Genomic DNA, 16,603 nt, shown 5'->3' with positions numbered 1-16,603 from the left:
GGCTTTCCGCCGTAACAGGATCCACGTACGGCCGGACTCGAGCGGTAACCCTCCGCCGGGCAACGCGCTGTTCATTGCGGCGGCGAAACCGTAGCGCGGTGCCGCCGGCCGATCGTGAAGACGGTGGATCGGTCGGCGGCAACGGGTTTCGGGTTACTTTGCGGCCGTGATCGACGGCTGGGTGATGGTTGTGAAGTACTGGACTGCGGCGGCGATGGCTACCGGGGCGGTGACGAAGAGCTGACCGGCGATGGTGCCGAGGAAGCCTACGGCGGCTGCGCCGATGAGGCAGCCCGTGCCGCCTGCGCCGAGGAGCGGGACGAACATGGCGGCGAGCACGCCTGCGGAGCCGAGGGCGACCAGGCCGGCGGCTCCGACGGCGCCCAGTAGGCAGCCGAGAGCGGCACCGCCGAGGCCGCCGGCCAGGGTGCCGACGGTGGCGCCCATGGAGAGGGTGCTGGTCATGCGGCTCCAGGCGGCCTGTTCCCGCTCGTAGTCCGACTTCCAGGGGGCGCTGTTCTCGAAGGGCAGCGCGACCGGCCGGTACATCGCGTGCGCGGCGTCGAACTGCGGGGTGAGCGTGGCGACGCGGTCGTGGATATCGGCGGCGATCGGGAAGACGAAATCGTCCAACCGGAACGACAATTCGGTGCCTGCGACCGTGGTCCCGTCGGCGGCCTCGATCCTCAGCACACCGTTGTCCACCACCAGCGACCCGGCATCCGTGCGGATGGTCAGGTCCCTCTCGCCGGTGGTGGCGGTGTAGTTGATGACACCCGCGTCGGACTGGGCGGGTGCGGCGTTCACGGTTCCGGCGGTGACCCCGAGCGCGGTCGTCACGAGGGCGGCGGACACGGCGAACTTGTTAAGCTTCATGAGGTTTCGTCTCTCGTCAGTGCGGGTCAGGGTCCGCACGAATGGCGCGGCTCTGCTATGCGCGTGAGTCGCGAAAGGATGTGACCGGCCGGCGGCACGGCCCGGAGGCCGTGTCGCTCAGCGGTTCTCGTGAACTAGGCGGTGGCGCGCAGGCGGGCTCCCACACCCACCAGCACGTCGATCACCAGGAAGCCCAGCAGCGGAATGCCGATCATGGGGGCGAACCAGCCGACCACCGCGGCGGCCGCTGCCAACGGCGCCAGAACGATCAGCGGGGTCTGCGCCAGTGCCCGGCGCGGGGCCTTGCCCGCGCCGAGCCTCGACTCCTTGGTCGGGCGGCGCCGCCACCACATGAGGTAGCCGCGCACGATCACCGTGACCAGCCCGGCCATGATGACCAGCAGCAACAGCTGATTGGCCAGGCCGAACATCAGGCCCATGTGGAACTGGATGCCCCAGTTGGTGAGCTTGGCCATGAGCGGCCAATCGGAGTACGGCAGCTTGTCGGTGACATTGCCGGTCAGGCCGTCCACCGCGATGGCATCACGGGTGTACTGGCCGGGGCGGCGCAACTCCTGCGCCACGAAGGCCATGCCCCCCTCGGCCGGAATGCCGATCTCCAGGGGCCCGGTCAGGCCATTGGCCCGGGCGACGCCGTACACGGTGTCGACCAGCGCCGCCTTGTCGGCGGGAGGCATGGCCACGGCCGCACCGCCACCGTGGTGATCGTGTTCACCGCCCGCGGACATGGCCGGACCGGTCGTCCCGGGCAGCTTGGCGCTCACCGCAGGCGTGGTCCAGCTCATCGCCTGCCGCAGCTGGGTGACGTTCTCACCCGCGTACTTCGACCAGGTCATACCGGTGACCGACAGCAACAGGAGCACCGGCAGGATCCAGACACCCACCACCGCATGCCAATTCAGTGTCCGGGCTCGCGGCTGCGACCGATCCGGCCGCAGCAGCCAACCGGCCGAACGCTTCTCGCGCCGCGCCCGCACCCGCCGGTACCAGAGCGCCAGCCCGGCCAGCGCCACCAGCCACAGCCAGGAGGCCGCGATCTCGCTGTAGTAGCGGCCGAACGTGCCCAGGTGCAGATCCTTGTGCAGCTGGTCGATCCAGGTGCGCATGGGCAGCGCGCCCGAGCTGCCGTAGACGACGCTGTCGCCCACCGGCTGTGCGGTCACCGGGTCGACGAACACCGCCCGCCGCTCGGATTCGCCCAGCGACGGATCGCTGAAGAGCACGCGCGTGGTCTCACCGGCGTGCTGTCCCGGGGCCACCGCCACCAGTGCCAGGTTCGGCTCGGCCGCCTGCCCGGCGGCGACCTGCTCCCGCAATGGCTTGGCCGGCCCGGTCGAATCGGTGTGCAGCAGGCCGCTGGAGGTGATGGTCTCCAGCGTCGGCGAGATCGCGTACAGCGCACCGGTCACGGCCGCGATCAGGATGAACGGCGCCACGAAGACGCCGGCATAGAAGTGCAGTCGCAGCATGAGCGCCTGAAAGGCATTGCCCGCGCCGCGTTTCGGTGGCCGCCCGGACTGCGGCGGCTCCGTCGTCCGGGTATGGGAGGGCGGCGGTGTCGTATCGACACCGCTGTCAGTGATTGTCACCAGCGATCTTTCGGGTTCGAGGGAACACCCGGGGACACGCGGTACCGGGGAGCGAACACGTCGAGGCGACGCATGTCAGGGCACACCATGACCCCCTCATGGTGCGCACGCGACTGCCACCGCGTGCGCACAGCGGTCATGGGGATGCCCGGACGCGCATGACGCCACCGCGACGGCCGCGGGCGTACAGCGAAGTCACACGACGCGAAAGTCCGTGTGCCCGGGTGTGAGAAGAAGGGAATCAGCCTCGAACGAGTGCGGGCGGTCCGCGAGTGCGGAATACGTCGGCCGCGAAGATGCGCAGTACGACCAGGTCCCGGTGCGGGATGGGCAGCAGCGGCTGCCCGGTGAGCACCGGCAGTGAAATCGGCAGCGGCAGCGCCCGGGACAGCACCGTGGTGCCGATCCGATAGGCCGCCTCCGCGCCCAGAATGACCACGGCGGCTGCGCACGCCGCCACGATGTGCGCGGCCAGCATGGCAGGACTCCACATCGAGGCATTGTGATGGTGGTGGTGCATGCTGCCCGGCGAGCCCCACATCATGCTGAAATGACCCAGGAATTGCCCGCCGATCAGCGCGACCAACAGTCCCAGCGCCGTGGTGCGCAGCGTGTGCACGCTCGCGACCACCGCGCCTACCGCCGCCGAGGCGGCGACCAGCAGCGTCAGCGGACCGGACTCCAGGGGCGCGGCCCCCGAGATCCAGCCGTGCGCGGCCACCGCGAGCGCCCCGGATACCGAACCGGCCGCCCCACCGCGCAATACCGCAGCATCGCTGCGGGAATGCGCTGTAGAGCGGCCGGATTCGATGGTCACGCGCTGATAATAGCCAGGGCTGATCTCGCCCCCTGCTCGTACCCTGCCGTTAACCGGCGGGGTGCGAACGGCTTTGGCTAATTCTCCGTGACGTCCATCTCGATCAGTGGCTTGCGCAGCAGCTTTCCGGTGGCATTGCGCGGCAGCTCATCGACGAAGATCACCTCGCGCGGCACCTTGTAGCGCGCCAGGTTCTCCTTCACGTAGTCCTTGATCTCCTGCACGTCCCGCTTGGAGTCGGGCCCCGGAACCACGATGGCGCGCAGGCGCTTTCCGAAGTCGCGGTCGTCGACGCCGACGACCGCCGCCTCCAGGATGTCGTGGCGGTTGGACAGCAGGTTCTCGACCTCCTGCGGGAAGACGTTCTCGCCGCCGGAGACGATCATGTCGTCGTCGCGGCCGTCGATGAACAGCAGCCCGTCGGTGTCGAAGTGGCCGACATCGCCGGAGGACATGAGGCCGTCCACATACTCCTTGGTGCGGCCGTCGGTGTACTGCTTGAACGAGTGCCCGTTCTCGATGAAGATCGTGCCGGTCACGTTGGGCGCGGAGATGCGCCTGCGGTTCTCGTCGTAGAGCGCGACGCGGATGCCGACCGGCGCCTTGCCCGCGGTGGTCGGGGCCTTGCGCAGTTCCGACGGGGTGGCCACGGTCATGACCGCGCACTCGGTGGAGCCGTACACGTTGTAGAGGGTCTCGCCGAAGTAGTCGAGGGTGCGGGTGACGACGTCCGGCGGGATGGCCGAGCCGGCGGCGAAGACGACCTTCAGGGTCTCCGCCGGGTTGTACTTCGCCAGCGTCTCTTCCGGCAGGTCCAGAATGCGCTGCAGCATGGTCGGGACCACGGTCAGACCCTGCGCGCGGAACTTCTGGATATTGGCCAGCGTGCGTTCGGGATCGAAGCGGCGCTGCTGGAACACCACCCGGTTACCCAGCGCGATCGACAGCGTGAACTGCGACAGGCCGGTGGCGTGGAAGATCGGGGCGGCCATCACCACGGTGCTGTTGCGCGGCAACGGGATTCGATCCAGGAACTGGGCCGTGATGAACGGGCTGACCTTGTCGCGCGGCGCGCCCTTGGGGGTGCCGGTGGTGCCCGAGGTCAGGATGACCATGCCGCCCGGCTTCTCCGGCGGGGTCAGCGCCGCGGTGGACTGCCCGGCCGCCACCGACTCGATGGTCGGAATCGACGGGTCGGCATCGTCCTTCTCGTCGACCCAGGTCAGGATGCGGGGAATCTCCGCCGGGATGGCCGACATGAGATCGAAGAACTCGCTGTCGTGCAGCACCGCCTTGACGTTCTCGCGGGCGGCCACATCGGTGAACTGCGGCTTGGCGAAGCCGGTGTTCATCAGCACCGCGCGCACACCCAGCTTGCCGGCGGCGACCAGGCTCAGCACCATGCCGCGGTGGTCGCGGGCCAGCACGCCGATCACGTCGCCGGGGCCCAGGCCCTGGGCGGCGAGGCCGCGCGCGAAGGCATTGGACTGCTGGTCGAGCTGCTCGAAGGTCAGCTCACCCTGCTCGTCGACAATGGCCGCGGACTTGGGATTGGTGTTGGCCGCATGCACGACCGCGCCCGCGAACGGACCGAACTTCAGCACATTGAGCGCCGAGCGCACCGCGTGATCAGGGCGCAGCGGATTGAAGAGTCCCCCTCGGACCATGGCATTGACGCTGAGCGCCGTATCGCCGGCCTTGCGTAGAACCGTGCCAGCCGATGGAAGGGCAAGTGACATGGGTACAACCTTCCGCGATCCCCCGCCGGACGAGTCGGCCGACGGACCGCAACATCGAGATCCAGTGCGGTGCTAACCCTAGCAAGCGCAGGCAGCCGGGGTGTGGCCGAGGTCTCCGCTACTCGCGGTTACGAATAAACCGTGCAGCTCGTGGTGGGGATCCCAGGATTGCCGTCGTGTCGCGGGCGCCATTGGCGCTGTGTCGCCTACCGACTCGTGACGGGCGGCTCGTACTCCACGAGGACCCGGCGCAACAGTTTGCCGGTGGCATTGCGCGGCAGATCGTCGAGGAAGAAGACGTCCCGCGGTACCTTGTAGCGGGCCAGATTGTTCTTCACATGGGTCTTGATCTCCTCGGGCGCGAGCTTCGCGCCGGGCTCAGGAACGATGAACGCGCGCAGGCGTTTACCGAATTCGACATCGTCCACGCCGACCACGGCCGCATCGAACACGTCGGGGCGCTCCAGCAGCAGGTTCTCGACCTCCTGGGGGAAGACGTTCTCGCCGCCGGAGACGATCATGTCGTCGTCGCGGCCGTCGATGAACAGCAGCCCGCGATCGTCGAAGTGCCCGACATCGCCGCTGGACATGTATCCGTCGATGACCTCCTTCGTCCGCCCATCGGTGTAGCCCTTGAACGGCGAGCCCGAGCGGATGAAGACACGGCCGGTCACGTGCTTGGCGAGGACGCGCTGCCCGTCGTCATCGAAGAGCGCCACCTCGCAGGTCAGCGGCGCCCGTCCCGCCGTCCCCGGCGCAAGGGCCAGGTCCTCCGGCCGGGCGACCGAGGCGATCGCGCATTCGGTGGAGCCGTAGAGGTTGTAGAGCACCGGCCCGAACACCTCGGTCGTGCGCACCGACAGCTCCGGCGACAGCGCCGAACCGGCCAGCACGATCCCGGTCAGCGAGGAGGTGTCGTACTGCTGGCGAATCTCCTTGTCCAGCTCCACCATTCGATGCAGCATGGTCGGCACCGCGACCAGCATGTCGGCGCGGTGCTCGGCGATCAGGCGCAGCGTCCGCTCGGCGTCGAAGCGGCGTGCCATCACCACCTTGTTGCCGAAGGCGCACGCGGTCAGCCAGGTCGCGAACCCGGTGGAGTGGAAGATGGGGGAGACGATGACCATCGTGCCCTGCCGCGGAAAGTCGATGCGGTCCACCATCTGTACCGTCGACAGCGGTCCGGTGCGCTCGCGCGGGGCGCCCTTGGGCAGGCCGGTGGTGCCCGAGGTGAGGATGATGAAGCCGCCGGGCTGCTTCGGCGCGGGCAGCGGCGTCGGTGCGTTCGCGGCGATGAGCTCGTCCAGAGTTTTTGCGCCGGAGGGTATTTCGGTGCCCTCGTCGACCCAGGTCAGCACGCGCGGAAGATTTTCGGGCAGGGCGTCGAGCAGGCCGAGGAATTCGCTGTCGTGCAATACGAATCGCACGTTCTCGCGCTCACAGACCTGGGCGAACTGCGGTTTGGCGAATCCGGTGTTCATCAGTGCCAGCCGCGCGCCGAGTTTGCCCAGTGCCGCCATGGTCAGCACGAGACCCCGGTGATCGCGGGCCAGCACGCCCACCACGGTCCCGGGTTTGACGCCGTTGCGCTGCAAACCGCGCGCCAGCGCGTTCGACTGCTCGTCCAGCTCCCGGTAGGTGAGCTCACCCCGCTCGTCCGCGAGGGCCGGCCGGTCCCCGAACAGGCGTGCCGCGCGCCGGACCGCAGTCGCCGGTGGCCCGAAAACCCTGGCGTCCCTGAGCAATCGGACCGTCCCCACCGGATCGGTGGGATCGCTCAACCCCAGCTCCCGCAAACGCCGCAGGCCCTTGAGCGCCTCACCGGTGTGCGCCATGCGCTGCCGAGCCGAATGCAGAACCGAGGCCATGCGGACCACCTCCGTTGACGAGCCGCCCACCGCCCGGACCCGAGGGCGGTAGCGTCACCGTAACAGCGGCCTGTGACGGCCGTTACACAAATTCGGTCACAACAGACACACGGCAACTCTGAGCGAATCGCCCTACGGTGTTCACCTATTGATTGCTCGCCCGTAACCCAGGTCGCCCAGGCTGCGGGTTCCCCTTCCCCGAACCGATGAGGTACTCCCATGGAATTGCTCGCTGCGCTCGCCAACATCGTCTCCATCATGAGCACTGGAAGCGCGTCGCTGGCCACGCTGTAATCCGGCGCTCACGCGAACAGCCCGCCGACCGCTCGGCGGGCTGTTCGCGTATCGGGGCTCAGACCTCGTCGAAGCCGGTGGTCAGGCCCAGGTGGGCGGTGGCGTCCAGCTCGGCGGCGACGGTGGCCAGCTTGCCGCGGATGGCGCCGACCGCGTCCGGGCCCAGGGGCAGCCGCAGCGGGGCGTCCGCCTGGCCGACCACCGCGAGGACCGCGGCCGCGGCCTTGCCGGGATCGCCCTGCTGCTGTTGGTCGGAGGCGGGCAGGCCGTCGCGGATGGCGCCCACGGTGCCGGCGTAGTCCGGGATGGCGGAACCGATGGTGAGGGCGGCGGGCTTGGCGAAACCGGTTCGGAATTCCCCGGGTTCGACGATCAGCACCTGGATGCCGAGCGGATTCACCTCGGCGGCAAGGGCTTCACTGGCCAGCTCCAGCGCACCCTTGGCGGCGCTGTAGGCGCCCACGCCCGCGAAGGACAGGAACCCGCCCATACTGGTCAGCTGGACGATGGCGCCCGCGTGGCGCTCGCGCATCTGGGGGAGGACCAGCTGGGTCAGCCGCAGCGGGCCGAAGAACATGACCTCCATGGCGTCACGCAGATCGGCCTCGGTGGTCTCCTCGATCGCGCCGACGATGCCGTAGCCCGCATTGTTGACCAGGACGTCGATCCGCCCGGCCTCCTTCACCGCCCGCTCGGCAGCGGCCGGGTCGCGCACGTCCAGGGTCACCACCTGCACCCGGTCCGGGTGCGCGGCAACCACGTCCGCCATGGTCTCGGGGCGGCGCACCGCGGCCACCACCTCGTCCCCGGCGGCCAGCACGGCCGTGGTGAAGGCCGCGCCGAAACCGCTGTTCGCTCCGGTGATCAGCCAGCGGCGCGGGTCTTCTGTACTCATGTCGATCCTTTGCTACTTGATCCGGCTTTGCCCTGATCGGGGTCGATGACCAGCTTGCCCGCCGTTGGCCGGGATGTCATGCGCCGGACCGGAAGATGGTTCCGCGACTGAGGGTTTGGGCAGATCCGAACCAATTCTCGTGCTGATCGCCGCAGAATCAGAAGATGAGCGACCTCTTCGATTTCTCCGGCCGGACGGTCTTCGTAGCGGGCGGTACCAGCGGCATCAATCTCGTTGTGGCTCGGGCCTTCGCGCTGGCGGGGGCCTCGGTGGCGGTGCTCTCGCGTACGCCGGACAAGGTGCGGGCGGCGGTCGACTCGCTCGGTGAATGCGGGGTCACCGCCCTGGGCTTCGCCGCGGACGTGCGCGACTACGAGGCGGTCGCCGAGGGCCTCGCCGCGACCTGCACCGAGCTCGGGGAGCTGGACGTGCTGGTGTCGGGTGCGGCCGGGAACTTCCCCGCCGCAACGGAATCCATGTCGGCGCGGGCCTTCGGCGCGGTCGTGGACATCGACCTGAAGGGCACCTTCAATGTCCTGCGCGCCGCCCGCGAGCACCTACGTACGCCCGGGGCCTCGGTCATCACCATCTCCGCGCCGCAGTCGACCATTCCCATGACGTTCCAGGCCCACGCCTGCGCAGCCAAGGCGGGCGTGGACATGCTCACCAAGGTCGCGGCCATCGAGTGGGCGCCCGCGGGCATCCGCGTCAACGCCGTGGTGCCCGGGCCCATCGAGGACACCGAGGGCATGTCGCGGCTGGCCCCCACCCCCGAACTTGCCGATGTCGTGGCCAAATCCGTTCCCATGGGCCGCTACGGCACCGCCCAGGAGATCGCCGACTGCTGCCTCTGGCTGGCGTCCCCGCTGGCCTCCTACGTCAACGGCGCGGTCATTCCCGTCGACGGCGGCTGGTCCCTGGGCGGCGCCTCGGAGGTCTTCACCGCCATGCGAAACCTGCTGGCGGGCTGACGCTTCCGCCTTCTCGGCGTTCAGCGCCCGCCCGAGGCGATCCTCTTCGGATCGATGAACGACTGCAGCGGCGACAGATGCGTATAGGTGTCGAACAGCGCCCGCCCCAGGGTGGCATGCGCCTCCACCACCGGATTCGTAGCTCCGTAGTTGTCCGCGTCCGGCGCCTGATCGGCAAAGAACGAGAACACCACCAGCGGCGCCCCCGCCGCATCGAACATAATTCCCGTATCGTGCCGCTTGTCTTCGGACGCACCGTGTTTGGTGGCGAAGCGAGCCCGCTCATCCGAGGACATGTTGCGCCGGATCCCGTCGGTGTACCCCACCGCCGACCACGTCATGATCCGCAGCACCGCCTGCGTCGACTCCTTCGACAACAACGTCCCCGACGCCAGCCGGAACAGCAGATCGTTGTTCTCCCGGGCCGTCGTATTCCCCAGATAGAACCGGCTCTCCCCGGGCAACGGCACCACCCGGGTCTCCTTGAACCCCAGCCGATCCAACGTCGCGTTGATCTGTTCCCCCGACACGAACCGCGACATCAGCCGCACCGCCGTGTTATCCGAAACCTGCAACATCGTGGTCAGCAGATTCGCCACGGTGAGCTGATCCCCGAACGCCGCCTGATTCAAATACAGTCCGCTGCCCTCGGCCACCATATCGGCATCGAGAGTCGTGGTGTCGGACAACTTGATCCGCCCCGCATCCACCTCACTCATCAGGGCGGTCATCACCGCCAGCTTCTGCACACTGGCCCCCTCGATGACGAAGTCCGCATCCTCCTCCACCACCGGAACCGGCTTCCCCGACCCCAAATCACTGACCAGGCAATGCCACCGCCCCCCGGCCACCTTCGTGATCGCCCGATACTGCGCATCGAATGCCGGCCCCACCACCGGCACCCCCGCCCGCGCCGTCCCCGCCCGCATCATCCCTCCAGCAGCAATAGCGCCGGCCCCCAATAGCATCCGCCTACTGAATCCACGCACCGGCGAAACCTATCCGTGTAGATCACATTTCGGCAACTGCAGCTCCAATACTCCCAGCTTGCAGCCATTTCGACAGCTCGTCGTGCCACTTTCACCGCGACCCTCGCGTGTTATCGGCAGCCTGCTGAAGGCGCTCGGAATCTGACCCGACGCGGATCACGGCATCCGAAATCGAGAAACCCGGTGCGGGCCAGAATGCGGCCCGCACCGGGTTTTTGGTTGTGGCGCTTACTACTTCAGCTTGTCGCTTGACAGCCCCAGCACGCGGCGGGCCACGATGAGCTGCTGGATCTGCTGGGTGCCTTCGAAGATGTCGAGGATCTTCGAGTCGCGGGCCCACTTTTCCAGGAGGGTGCGCTGGGAGTAACCCGTGGTGCCGGCGAGTTCGACGGCCTTGAGGGTGACGTCGGTGCCCATGCGGCCGGCCTTGGCCTTGGACATGGAAGCCTCGAGGGAATTGGGCTTCTTGTTGTCGGCCATCCACGCCGCGCGCAGCGACAGCAGGTAGGCGGCTTCCCAGTCGGCCTCCAGGCGGAGGAATTCCGCGGCGGCGGCGTGCTGGTTGTTGGCCGGCTTGTCGTAGGAGATCTCGATGCCCGCGTCGGTGAGGACGGTGCGGAGCTCCTCGAGGGCGGCGCGGCCGACGCCGACGGCCATGCCGGCGACCAACGGGCGGGTGTTGTCGAACGTCTGCATGACGCCCGCGAAACCCTTCTCCACATTGACCTCCGGCGAGCCCAGGATGTTGTCCTTGGGGATGCGGCAGTCCTCGAGGCGGAGCTCGGCGGTATCGGAGGCCTTGATGCCCAGCTTGTGCTCGAGGCGGGACACGGTGAGGCCCTTGGCATCCCGCGGCACCACGAACGACTTGATGGCCGCACGGCCCAGCGACTTGTCGACGGTCGCCCACACCACGATGTGGGTGGCGCGCGAACCGGCGGTCACGAAGATCTTGGTGCCGTTGAGCACCCACTCGTCGCCGTCGAGCACCGCGGTGGTGGACACGGCCGCGGAGTCGGAGCCGAAGGACGGCTCGGTGATGGCCATGGCGGCCCACACCTTGCCGAAACGCGACAGCTGCTCATCGGTGGCGACCGCCGCGATGGCGGCGTTGCCGAGACCCTGATAGGGGATCGACAGCATGAGGCCGACATCGCCCCACGAGGTCTCCAGCGCGTTCATCAGCGCGGACATGTTGCCGCCATTGGTGTTTCCGAGCAGCTCGGTGGCGTGCGCATCACCCGCGGTCTTCTCACCGGCCTTGCGGCCACCGGTGGCGCCGGAGACGTCGGCCGAGCCGGAGTCGGACAGGCCCTCGACCATGGCGGCCATGGTGTCCAGCTCGACCGGGTATTCGTGCTCGGCCAGGTCGTACTTGCGCGACGCGGGACGGAAGATCTCCTGCGCGACCTGGTGGGCCTGGTTGGCGCTGGCCCGCAGCTTCTTGGGGAGTTCGAGATTGATCATGAGTGGTCTCTCCGTTGAGGTTCGGTCCCGCGTCGCGCAGCGTCTCGATCGAGGGTGGCGGCCGGGACGAGGCGGGCTCAGATGAGGACGATGCCTTCGGCCACGCCGACGCCGCGCAGATCGCGGTACCAGCGCTCGACCGGGTGCTCCTTGGTGAAACCGTGGCCGCCGAGCAGCTGCACACCGTCGAGGCCGATCTGCATGCCCTTGTCGGTGGCCAGCTTCTTGGCCAGCGCCGCCTCGCGGGCGAAGGACAGCCCCTGCTCCGCGCGCGACGCACCCCGCAGCGTCACGAGACGAAGACCGTCCAGCTCGATCGCCATATTGGCGACCATGAACGCGACCGCCTGGCGGTGCGCGATCGGCTCACCGAACGCCTCGCGCTCCTTCACATACGGAATCACGTAGTCCAGCACGGCCTGACCGGTGCCGATGGCCAGCGAGGCCCAGCCCAGGCGGGCCAGCCGCACGGCGTCGGCGTACTCCTCGGCGCGCTGCGCGCCCTCCGAGTCGCCCAGCAGGGCGGCGGCGGGCACAGCCACATTGTTCAGCACCAGCCGGCCCAGGCCCGCGGCGCGCATACCCATGCTCGGGTCCGCCTCGATCACCACACCGTCGGTGCCGGACTCGACGATGAAGAAGGTGGGACGGCCGTCCAGCTCGGCGGCGACGATGAACAGCTCGGCGTCACCCGCGGCCGGGACCAGGGTCTTCACGCCGTTGAGGCGGAAACCGCTGGGGGAGCGGGTGGCCTTGGTCTTCAGCGTGAACGGATCGAAGAGGGCCTGCGGCTCGGCGATGACGACCGAGGCCTGCGGCACATTCTCACCCGTGAAGGCGCCCAGGTAGGTCTGCTGCTGCGCGTCGGTACCCCACTGCGACAGCGCGATCGCGACACCGCTGGGCGCCAGGATCGGCAGCGCCAGGCCCATGTCGCCGTACGAAAGCGCCTCGGCCACCATCGAATTGGTAACCGCGCCCCGCTCGGACGCGGCGCCCTCGAGCTCCTCGGGCACGTTGATCAGGGTGATGCCCAGCTCGGCGGCGCGCTCGAGCAGGTCGCGCGGGGCCTTGGCGGCATTGTCGGCCTCGTGCGCGGCCGGGCGCAGGATCTCGCCGGCGAAGTCGCGCACCGTCTCGACGATCATCTGCTGCTCGTCGGTCGGGGTGAGGTCGAAGTAGTCCTTCTTGCGAGACTCGTTGGCGGGCAGCCGCTTCGGAGCGCCACCGCCGGCGACCTTCTCGAACACCCGGGTCGCCGCGCCCAGGGTACGGAACCCGGTCTTGGTGCCCTCGTAGGTGATTCGTTCGATCGGCTTGCGCAGCTTGTACTTCTCCGCCAGCTCCGATCCCGTGATGGTCGTCATGACCCGCATCGCCGCGCCCATCCAGTCGCGTTTGACCGGGTTGAGGCCAACGGCGGAGGTATCCCGCTTCGTTGCGGTGTCTCGAGTGCTCATAATCACCAGTTTTCTATCGAGGAGGTGGGTGATCCTGCCCAGCAATCTTACTCCTGAGTAAGACTATCTTACTTCAGAGTAAGAACTGGCGTCGAGGATTGTCGAATCGGCAGGTCAGGGCAGTGGTTCGAACTTACCGGCGGTTATCGCTCGGATCTAGTGAAACAAATACGCTTCAGAAGGACGCCAGGTGGGCTAGTGTGTCGGCGCATAACTCGCTCCTGATGGAGGTTCGTACATATGAAGATCGCGCTCGGAACGGCGGGCATCATTGCCGCCGGTCTCTTCCTCGCCGCCCCCAACGCCAGCGCCGACGTGCAGCTGCAGCCGGTCGATGTGGGCATCACCGGTTCGGGCACCGGATCCGGCACGGGTGGCTGCATCAGCGGTGTCGGCACCGAGCTCGGACTCGGTTCGGTCGGTGTGGGCTCCGCTGCCCCCGGCGGCCCGTTCCTCGACTTCGGCTCGGTCTGCGTCCCGCTCGGCTGAGAGGCAACGGCGTAGCGACGCTGAATAGCAGAGCGTAGCAACGCGCCCGGTGGCGGGACCGCAGCCCGCGCCGGGTACCCCGGCACCGGTGGCCCGGCCGCCCCGGAGATGCGACGATGCGAGGGATGCGCGAACGGCCGGTCAATGCCTCGGGTGGCGAAACCTACTGGATCGCCGGAATTTTCGCGGCGCTGCTCACCGCGCTCTCCGGACGGTACGGGTACCACCGCGATGAGCTCTACTTTCTGGCCGCGGGACGGCGATTGGACTGGGGATATCCCGATCAGCCGCCGCTGGTGCCACTGCTGGCCCGCGCGATGTCGGCCATCGATCCGAATTCCGCGCTGCTGCTGCGTCTTCCGGCGACGCTGGCGGCCACCACCGTGGTGATCTGCGCCGGACTCGCCGCCCGCGAACTCGGCGGCGGCCGGGTGGCGCAGGCGGTCGCGGCCGGGACCATGGCGTCGGCGGCCGTGGTGGCCGGGGCCGGGCACACTCTCAGTACCGCGGACATCGATCTTGCGGTGTGGTCTGTACTGATGCTGCTGGTCCTGCATCTGCTGCGGCCGGATGCCGATCCGCGCTGGTGGCTCGCGATCGGCGCGCTGGCCGGAATCGGGGTGCAGAACAAGGCCCTGATCGTGGTTCCCCTTGCCGCGCTGGCCTTCTCGCTGCTCCTGGTCGGACCGCGAGAAGTATTCGCCACCAGGTATTTCCCGCTCGCGCTGGTTATCGCGGCGGTGATCAGCGCGCCCTACGTGGTGTGGCAGGCGCGCAACGGCTGGCCGCAGTGGGCGTTGAGCCGGGCCATCGCGGGCGGCTCCTCGGGCAGCTCGAATTCGCGAATCGGGTTCGTGCTCCTGCAATTCGGGCTGATCGGCGTGCTGCTGGTGCCACTGTGGGCGTTCGGACTGTGGTGGCTGTGGCGGCGCTACCGGGCGTTCGCCGTCGCCTACGCGATGCTGTTCGTCGGCTACCTGGTCATGGTGGGCAAGGCGTACTACCTCGGCGGGATGTATCCATTGCTCGTGGCCGCGGGCGCCGTCGGACTGGAGTCGCGGCTGAGCGGGCATCGGATACGGCTTGCCGCACTGACTTTCGTCATCGCGCTCAATGCGGTGTTCTCGGCGGTGGTCTTCCTGCCCGTGCTTCCGATGTCCGCCCTGCGGGACCCGTCGGCTCTGCTCGCGATCAACAAGGAGGCGGGGGAGACGGTCGGCTGGCCGCAGTTCACCGCGCAGATCGCCGATGTCCGAGCATATTCCGCGCCCGACGCCGACATCCTCACCGCCAACTACGGTGAGGCGGCCGCCCTCGAACAGTTCGGCGGACGCTACCACCTGCCGACCCCGCACAGCGGGCACAACGCGTACTGGTGGTGGGGCCCGCCGCCGGGCGCGCACGCGGTGCTCGTCATCGGCATGCCCGCCGACCGGGTGAGCCGCTTCTGTCTGGACCCGGAACCATTGGGCCGCTCGGACAATGGCCTGGACATCCGCAATATCGAGCAGGGGCGCGCGATCATCCTGTGCCGCACACCCCGCCGCCCCTGGTCCGAGATGTGGCCCGCCATACGGCAACTCGGCTGAGGCTCGGACCTCCGGCCGGTGTCAGGCCTGCAGGGCCGCCAGCACCTGGTCCTGCAGATGCGAGTTGGTCGCCACCGCGCTCCCGCCGTGCGGCCCCGGCCTGCCGTCCAGCGCCGTGAAGGTGCCGCCTGCCTCGCGGATGAGAATGTCCAGCGCCGCCATATCCCACAGCGACAGTTCGGGCTCGGTGACGATGTCGACCGCGCCCTCGGCGAGCAGCGTGTACCCGAAGAAGTCGCCGTACCCGCGCACCCGCCACACCTCGTCGGTGAGCGCGATGAGCTTGGCCCGGCGCCCGATGGCCCGCCAGCCCGACAGGCTGGAGATCGCGAGGCTGGCCGCACCCAGCTCGGCCACCGCCGACACCGAGATGGCCCGGGGCTCGCCCCGCTCGAAACTGCTCCATGCGCCGTGACCGGTCGCCGCCCACCAGCGCCGCGCCAGCGCCGGCGCGCTCACCACGCCTACCACCGGCACGCCGTCCTCGAGCAGCGAGATGAGCGAGGCCCACACCGGCACCCCGCGCACGAAGTTCTTGGTCCCGTCGATCGGGTCGATGACCCACTGCCGGCCGCTGAATTCGACGTCTCCGCCGAATTCCTCACCGAGCACCAGGTCCCCCGGCCGCTCGGCGGCGAGGATCTCCCGCAGCGTCCGCTCGACCGCCAGATCCGCATCCGACACCGGCGTCAGATCCGGCTTGGAATCGATCTTCAAATCGAGCGCCCCGAACCGCTCACGGGTGATCACATCGGCCGCGTCGGCCAGCTTCAGCGCGAGTTCCAGGTCAGCGGAGTATCCGGTCACGCCCCAGCACGTTAGTCCCTCCCAGTTAACGGTGGATGTCCCCCGCCCCCAACGCCGAGTGGCGCAACGGTGAGGGGATTTGCCCGGATTCCCCTCCATGGTGTGCCTCGATGAACTACGCGGGAACGGCTTCGTGACGGGCGGTCGTGAGGGCGGTTGCCCACCAGTGGAGTTGGTCGAGGAGACGGCTGGCCGACTGCTCGAATTCGGCGGGTTCGTTGAGCGCGCCGTCGGGGCCGAAGTGCAGGAAGTAGCGGGGGAAGATGACGGTGGTGCGGGCGGTGTGGGCGTTGAGCTCGTTGAAGACGTTGCGCAGGGATTCGATGGCGAGCAGGCCGCCGGTGCTTCCGCCGTAGCCGACGAATCCGACCGTTTTGCGATCCCACTGCGTGAAGTGCCAATCGATCGCGGTCTTCAGCGAGGCCGGGAAACTGCGATTGATATCGGGCGTGACGACCACGAATGCGTCTGCGGCAGCGAGGCGCCCGGCCAGCTCGTCGCCCCTGCCGGGGCGAACCGGGTTCGGCTCCATGAGCGGTGACACCGCGGGCAGCGCGTGCGGCAGGTCGTAGTCCGCCAGGTCGATGAGGTCGATCTCGAACGCGCCATGAGCGCGGGCCTGCCCAGCGAACCAGTTCGCTACCACCGGCCCGAAGCGCCCTTCCCGGACGCTGCCGATGATCACCGCGAGGCGCAGAGTCGTGCTGGTCATTGTGGGTCTCCTTCGAGATT

General features: G+C 68.3%; 14 protein-coding genes. 3 read left to right on the top strand and 11 right to left on the bottom strand.

Annotated features, from left to right (window positions below):
* Positions 1-153: 153 nt before the first annotated feature.
* From ABZ909_RS16255 to ABZ909_RS16230, 6 genes are all read right to left on the bottom strand, one after another.
* Positions 154-876 carry a hypothetical protein gene (locus ABZ909_RS16255; protein ID WP_356999789.1) on the bottom strand — a complete coding sequence of 241 codons (723 nt, stop codon included), beginning with the start codon at positions 874-876 and terminating at the stop codon, positions 154-156.
* A 134-nt stretch (positions 877-1,010) separates the two neighbouring features.
* Positions 1,011-2,486, bottom strand: a complete 1,476-nt coding sequence (locus ABZ909_RS16250) for a PepSY-associated TM helix domain-containing protein (RefSeq protein WP_356999787.1) — start codon at positions 2,484-2,486, stop codon at positions 1,011-1,013.
* A 241-nt stretch (positions 2,487-2,727) separates the two neighbouring features.
* A complete protein-coding gene (locus tag ABZ909_RS16245; RefSeq protein ID WP_356999785.1) occupies positions 2,728-3,303 on the bottom strand; it encodes a hypothetical protein in 576 nt (191 codons plus the stop codon).
* A gap of 77 nt (positions 3,304-3,380) precedes the next feature.
* Entirely contained in the window at positions 3,381-5,042 is a 1,662-nt protein-coding gene (locus ABZ909_RS16240; RefSeq protein WP_356999783.1) for an acyl-CoA synthetase, read from the bottom strand.
* Positions 5,043-5,248: 206 nt separating this feature from the next.
* A complete protein-coding gene (locus ABZ909_RS16235) occupies positions 5,249-6,910 on the bottom strand; it encodes an acyl-CoA synthetase (RefSeq protein ID WP_356999780.1) in 1,662 nt (553 codons plus the stop codon).
* Positions 6,911-7,262: 352 nt separating this feature from the next.
* Positions 7,263-8,099 (bottom strand): SDR family NAD(P)-dependent oxidoreductase, encoded by an 837-nt coding sequence (locus ABZ909_RS16230; protein ID WP_356999778.1) that lies wholly within the window; start codon positions 8,097-8,099, stop codon positions 7,263-7,265.
* Positions 8,100-8,263: 164 nt separating this feature from the next.
* Here ABZ909_RS16230 and ABZ909_RS16225 point away from each other — a divergent pair, with 164 nt between their 5' ends.
* Positions 8,264-9,070, top strand: a complete 807-nt coding sequence (locus ABZ909_RS16225; protein ID WP_356999775.1) for an SDR family oxidoreductase — start codon at positions 8,264-8,266, stop codon at positions 9,068-9,070.
* 20 nt (positions 9,071-9,090) lie between these two features.
* On the opposite strand, the gene ABZ909_RS16220 is transcribed toward ABZ909_RS16225, so the two are convergent.
* The 3 genes from ABZ909_RS16220 to ABZ909_RS16210 form a co-directional block, all read right to left on the bottom strand.
* Positions 9,091-10,059, bottom strand: coding sequence for a serine hydrolase (locus ABZ909_RS16220; protein ID WP_356999772.1), 969 nt, complete (start codon positions 10,057-10,059; stop codon positions 9,091-9,093).
* 231 nt (positions 10,060-10,290) lie between these two features.
* Positions 10,291-11,526 carry an acyl-CoA dehydrogenase family protein gene (locus ABZ909_RS16215; RefSeq protein ID WP_356999770.1) on the bottom strand — a complete coding sequence of 412 codons (1,236 nt, stop codon included), beginning with the start codon at positions 11,524-11,526 and terminating at the stop codon, positions 10,291-10,293.
* A gap of 77 nt (positions 11,527-11,603) precedes the next feature.
* Positions 11,604-12,986 (bottom strand): acyl-CoA dehydrogenase family protein, encoded by a 1,383-nt coding sequence (locus ABZ909_RS16210; RefSeq protein ID WP_356999768.1) that lies wholly within the window; start codon positions 12,984-12,986, stop codon positions 11,604-11,606.
* A gap of 240 nt (positions 12,987-13,226) precedes the next feature.
* Here ABZ909_RS16210 and ABZ909_RS16205 point away from each other — a divergent pair, with 240 nt between their 5' ends.
* Together ABZ909_RS16205 and ABZ909_RS16200 are read left to right on the top strand one after the other, a co-directional pair.
* Positions 13,227-13,475 (top strand): hypothetical protein, encoded by a 249-nt coding sequence (locus ABZ909_RS16205; RefSeq protein WP_356999765.1) that lies wholly within the window; start codon positions 13,227-13,229, stop codon positions 13,473-13,475.
* Positions 13,476-13,600: 125 nt separating this feature from the next.
* Entirely contained in the window at positions 13,601-15,064 is a 1,464-nt protein-coding gene (locus ABZ909_RS16200; RefSeq protein WP_356999763.1) for a glycosyltransferase family 39 protein, read from the top strand.
* 21 nt (positions 15,065-15,085) lie between these two features.
* Here the strand turns inward: ABZ909_RS16200 and hisN are convergent, their stop codons facing one another.
* Positions 15,086-15,871 (bottom strand): histidinol-phosphatase, encoded by a 786-nt coding sequence (gene hisN / locus ABZ909_RS16195; protein WP_356999761.1) that lies wholly within the window; start codon positions 15,869-15,871, stop codon positions 15,086-15,088.
* Between the two features lie 115 nt (positions 15,872-15,986).
* Positions 15,987-16,583, bottom strand: a complete 597-nt coding sequence (locus tag ABZ909_RS16190) for an NAD(P)H-dependent oxidoreductase (protein ID WP_356999758.1) — start codon at positions 16,581-16,583, stop codon at positions 15,987-15,989.
* Positions 16,584-16,603: the final 20 nt, after the last annotated feature.

The sequence above is a fragment of the Nocardia sp. NPDC046763 genome (assembly GCF_040645495.1).
Taxonomy (GTDB): domain Bacteria; phylum Actinomycetota; class Actinomycetes; order Mycobacteriales; family Mycobacteriaceae; genus Nocardia.
The sequence above is the reverse complement of the archived record's forward strand: the minus strand, read 5'-3'. Positions and strand labels throughout refer to the sequence as shown.